Genomic DNA, 3,831 nt, shown 5'->3' with positions numbered 1-3,831 from the left:
GCAATCCCTTGTAGGAGCGAGCCTGATCGCGATGACGGCAGCACATTCAACATCGATGGTGCCAGACACTCCGCCATCGCGAGCAGGCTCGCTCCTACAGGAGTATTTTACTGACGGACCAGACGATGGTTCGGCAGCTGCACTTCTTCAGTGCTGCGATACGGGTTGATGTCCAGCCCACCACGCCGCACATACCGCGCATACACCGTCAACCTCTCCGGTTTCAACAACCGCTGCAAGTCGAGAAAAATCCGCTCCACGCACTGCTCATGAAAGTCCGAGTGCTGACGGAAGCTCACGATGTACTCCAGCAAACTCGCGTGATCCAGGGCCGCGCCACGGTATTCCACCGCCACGCTGCCCCAGTCCGGCTGGCTGGTGACCGGGCAGTTGGATTTGAGCAGATGACTGTGCACGCTCTCTTCGACAATGCACGAATCATCGCAACGCAGCAGCTCCGGGCGCGGATGTTCGTAGTTGCTGACGCTGATCTCCAGATCATCGATACACACACCCGGCAACGCCACGACGCCTTCGGCTTCGACATCCTTGAGGCTGCGAATCCGCACGCCAACCGGCTTGCCGGCAGCGGCCGACAGGTCTTTGACCAGCGTCGCTTCAAGGGTCGCGCTATCGGCAAACGGTGTCTGGTTCAACGAGTTCAGGTACAGCTTGAACGACTTCGACTCGATGATGTTCGGCGAATCCGCCGGGATGCTGAATTCGCCAATCGCCACCACCGGCTTACCGGACGGCAACAGCCACGACAGCTCGAAGCAGTTCCAGAAGTCCACACCCTTGTAAGGCAGGGTTTGCGCCGTCAGGCCCAACTCGGCCCATTTCGCGGTGCGCGGGATCGGGAACAGCAAGGACGGCGTATAAGTGGCGATGTATTCGCTGGATTTGCCCAGCGGCGAGTGTTCGGCTGCGGGATGCATGGCGGAAACCTGACTGAAGAATCAGCGGATTCTACCAGCCTTTGCGCCCGCCTTTGAGTGCTTACTGACTGACAGTCAGTTTGCCGACCATGCCCGCCTGGTAATGGCCGGGAATGTTGCAGGCAAATTCCAGGTTGGTGGCCTTCGTGAAGGTCCAGGTCAGCTCGGCCGTTTTTCCCGGCTCGACGAGGACACTGTTCGGGTCATCGTGCTTCATCATCCCGTGATCCATGCCTGCCATCGAACCGTGGTCCATTTCCTTCATGCCTGTAGGCGTGAGCATGCCGCTCTGCTGCATCTTCATCATTTCCTGCTGATGACGGGCATGCATCGCCGCATCGCCGAGGTTGAATTCGTGCAACAACTGGCCTTTATTCACCAGCACAAAACGAATCGTCTCACCCGTTTTGATATCGATCGCCTTGGCCGTGAATGACATGTCATCCATCACCACCTCGACACTTCGGGTAGCCTTGGTTGCCGGGGCCGGCTGACCGAAATCCCGGGGCTGCGCCGACGAGGCCCACACTGGCGAGCTTAACGCCAACAAACACGCGGCCAGCCCCTGATATTTACGCAAAAACATAGTCGTACTCCAACAAGATAAGGTTCAGCCTGTGGAAAACTCTAAACTGTCGCCACTGCCCGCGACCTGACAGCCAAATTACAACTTTGTCAGGTTGGTCTGTATCAACGCTGCCCACGGTATAAAGCCTTCGTTCCATTTGCCTCGAGTTGCCCATGAAGCTGCTGATCGTCGAAGACCAACCGAAAACCGGCCACTACCTGCGCCAGGGCCTGACTGAGGCCGGTTTCAACACCGAACTGGCGGCCGACGGCATCACCGGCCAACAACTGGCCTTGAGTGGTGATTACGCGTTGTTGATCCTTGATGTGATGCTACCCGGTCGCGATGGCTGGCAAATCCTGCAGGCGGTGCGTGGCGCCGGTCTCGATACACCAGTCCTTTTTCTGACGGCGCGAGATGCGGTTGAGGACAGGGTCCACGGCCTCGAACTCGGCGCAGACGATTACCTGGTCAAGCCGTTCGCCTTTTCCGAATTGCTGGCTCGGGTCCGCAGCCTGTTGCGACGCGGCAGCGCTTCGCCTCAGGAAACCAGCCTGCAACTGGCGGACCTGCGGCTGGATTTGATCCGCCGCCGGGTGGAGCGCGGCGGTCAACGCATCGACCTGACCGCCAAGGAGTTCGCCCTGCTGGAAATGCTCCTGCGGCGCCAGGGTGAGGTGCTGCCCAAATCACTGATTGCCTCCCAGGTCTGGGACATGAATTTCGACAGCGACACCAATGTCATCGAGGTCGCGATCCGCCGTTTGCGCCTGAAGATCGACGATGAATTCCCCAACAAGCTGATTCATACCGTGCGCGGCATGGGTTATGTCCTTGAAGAGCGACCTGCCTGATGCGTCGACTCTCGCTGAGCAGTCGCCTGGCGTTGCTGTTTGCGGCCTGTACCGCCGTGGTTTCATTGTTTGCCGGAGTGTTGTTCAGTCGCGCCAGCGAGGCGCACTTCGTCGAACTCGATCAGCAGTTGCTGGACGGCAAATTGATGGGTTTGCGCCGCGCGCTGCATGACGTTCAGCCGAGTGAAAGCGAAGTCAGACTGGCGGATGAACTGAGTCGGCAGGCCGACCTGTCGCTGCGAATCACTGGCAGCGATGGCCAGCGCTGGTATGACAGTTCGGCGCACCTGCCCCGGGAATTACCTACTCAGGCGGGTTTGTCCACGGTGAGTAGCGAAGGTACCGACTACCGCGTCCTCAATGCTCCGTTGTATCTCGACAAACCTGACTCACCGCAACTGACCTTGCTGCTGGACATCACCCATCACCAGCACTTTCTGCAACGCATGCAGCGCCTGATCTGGATGACCGTCGGCTTGTCGGCGCTGGCCACCGCGTTGCTCGGTGCGTGGGCGGCACGCAGTGGTTTGCGCCCGTTGCGACGCATGAGCGCGATCGCCAGCGGCGTTTCAGCGCAATCGCTCAATGCCCGGCTGCCCGACGAGAATATGCCGTCGGAGCTCGAGGAATTGGCCCACAGCTTCAACGCCATGCTCGGACGCCTGGACGACTCTTTTCAACGGCTCTCGGCGTTTTCCGCTGACATCGCCCATGAGCTGCGCACGCCGTTGTCGAACCTGCTGACCCACACTCAGGTCACCCTCACCCGCCCTCGGCCTATCGAGGACTACCGCGAAGCGCTGCACAGCAACCTCGAAGAACTGCAATGGATGGCGCAACTGGTCAACGACATGTTGTATCTGGCCAAGGCTGACCATGGGTTGTTGATGCCCAAGCGCGAACCGCTGGAGCTGGCGGGAGAAGTGGATCTGTTGCTGGAGTTTTTTGCGCCGTTGGCGGAGGACGCGCAGGTCAGGTTGAGTCGTGAAGGCAGTGCGCGCATGGAGGGAGATCGCAGCATGTTGCGTCGGGCACTTTCCAATCTGCTGGACAACGCGTTGCGGTTTACACCAGCCGAAGGCGAGGTTCGGGTGCGGATTGTCGATCAGGTCAAAGCCTTGAGTTTGATGGTCGAGAACAGTGGGGACGGGATTGACGGGACGTTGCTGCCGCGATTGTTTGACCGGTTTTATCGGACCGATCCGGCGCGCCAGGAAGGCAGTAGTGAACATGCGGGATTGGGATTAGCGATCACTCAGTCAATCATCCGCGCCCATGGCGGACAGATTCATTGCGAATCGAATAATGGGTGGACGCGGTTTGTGATTGAGTTGCCAAAGGGAGATTAAGGCCAGCAGAGCCGGCCCCATCGCGAGCAGGCTCGCTCCCACCGTGACCGAGTTGAATCAGATCCAATGGGAGCGAGCCGGCTCGTGACGGCGGTGTAACGACGTACGAATACCGCAACGCG

The 3,831-nt window shown here is 59.2% G+C and carries 4 protein-coding genes; 2 read left to right on the top strand and 2 right to left on the bottom strand.

The genetic code is table 11. From position 1 onward, the window contains the following. Positions 1–107: 107 nt before the first annotated feature. Both queF and QMX98_RS33080 read right to left on the bottom strand, forming a co-directional pair. A complete protein-coding gene (gene queF / locus QMX98_RS33085; RefSeq protein WP_282412009.1) occupies positions 108–938 on the bottom strand; it encodes an NADPH-dependent 7-cyano-7-deazaguanine reductase QueF in 831 nt (276 codons plus the stop codon). A gap of 61 nt (positions 939–999) precedes the next feature. Continuing rightward, entirely contained in the window at positions 1,000–1,524 is a 525-nt protein-coding gene (locus QMX98_RS33080) for a cupredoxin family protein (protein ID WP_010456308.1), read from the bottom strand. 155 nt (positions 1,525–1,679) lie between these two features. On the opposite strand from QMX98_RS33080, the gene QMX98_RS33075 reads away from it, so the two are divergent. Both QMX98_RS33075 and QMX98_RS33070 read left to right on the top strand, forming a co-directional pair. After that, positions 1,680–2,360 (top strand): heavy metal response regulator transcription factor, encoded by a 681-nt coding sequence (locus tag QMX98_RS33075; protein ID WP_010456310.1) that lies wholly within the window; start codon positions 1,680–1,682, stop codon positions 2,358–2,360. Continuing rightward, positions 2,360–3,709 carry a heavy metal sensor histidine kinase gene (locus QMX98_RS33070; protein ID WP_282412008.1) on the top strand — a complete coding sequence of 450 codons (1,350 nt, stop codon included), beginning with the start codon at positions 2,360–2,362 and terminating at the stop codon, positions 3,707–3,709. The genes QMX98_RS33075 and QMX98_RS33070 overlap by 1 nt, the downstream gene beginning before the upstream one ends. Positions 3,710–3,831 lie beyond the last annotated feature (122 nt).

Source organism: Pseudomonas sp. PS02303 (genome assembly GCF_029959925.1).
Lineage (GTDB): Bacteria > Pseudomonadota > Gammaproteobacteria > Pseudomonadales > Pseudomonadaceae > Aquipseudomonas > Aquipseudomonas mandelii.
Note: the sequence above shows the minus strand (reverse complement) of the source record. Positions and strands in the feature narration are given on the sequence as shown.

Coding starts and splice junctions, on each gene's coding strand:
- QMX98_RS33080 (WP_010456308.1), bottom strand. CDS start 1,524: ATGTTTTTGCGTAAATATCAGGGGCTGGCCGCGTGTTTGTTGGCGTTA.
- QMX98_RS33075 (WP_010456310.1), top strand. CDS start 1,680: ATGAAGCTGCTGATCGTCGAAGACCAACCGAAAACCGGCCACTACCTG.
- queF (WP_282412009.1), bottom strand. CDS start 938: ATGCATCCCGCAGCCGAACACTCGCCGCTGGGCAAATCCAGCGAATAC.
- QMX98_RS33070 (WP_282412008.1), top strand. CDS start 2,360: ATGCGTCGACTCTCGCTGAGCAGTCGCCTGGCGTTGCTGTTTGCGGCC.